Here is a 675-nt window from a genome sequence, read left to right on the forward strand (position 1 = left end):
GGTGGTGGCCTACGCGCTGGCCGGCACGGTCATGCGCGATCTGCAGCGCGAAGCGGTCGGCTGGCGCGCCGACGGCGCGGCGGTGATGCTGTCGGACCTGTGGCCCAGCGACGCCGAGATCGACGCCGTGGTGGCCGACTACGTGCGGCCCATGATGTTCACCGAGCGCTACCGCGACGTGTTCGAGGGCGATCCGGCCTGGCAGGCCCTGCCTGGCGGCAGCGGCGCCTGCTATCCGTGGGACGCCGACAGCCTTTACCTGCGCCGGCCGCCCTATCTGGACGTGCCGTTGCAGACCGGCACGGTGCGCATCGAGGGCGCGCGCGCCCTGCTCATCCTGGGCGACTCGGTCACCACCGACCATATCTCGCCCGCCAACGAGATCCCGCCCGAGTCAAGCGCCGGGCGTTACCTGCTGTCGCTGGGCGTGCCGGCCGATGCGCTGCACACCTACCTGGCGCGCCGCGGCAACCACCGCGTGATGATGCGCGCCACCTTCGCGCAGCCGACCCTGGTCAACGAACTGCTGCCGCAAGGCCCGGCCGGCCTGACCCGCCACCAGCCCGATGGCGAGATCCAGCCGATCTACGACGCGGCCATGCGCTACCGCGACGCAGGCGTGCCGGTGGTGGTGGTGGCCGGCAAGGACTACGGCAACGGCTCGTCGCGCGACTG

General features: G+C 72.0%; 1 pseudogene. It reads left to right on the forward strand.

The features are described from left to right. Positions 1-675 (forward strand): annotated as a pseudogene (gene acnA, locus N801_RS22170) (aconitate hydratase); the annotation flags it as partial.

Origin of the sequence: Knoellia aerolata DSM 18566 (assembly GCF_000768695.1) — a bacterium.
Classification (GTDB): domain Bacteria; phylum Actinomycetota; class Actinomycetes; order Actinomycetales; family Dermatophilaceae; genus Knoellia; species Knoellia aerolata.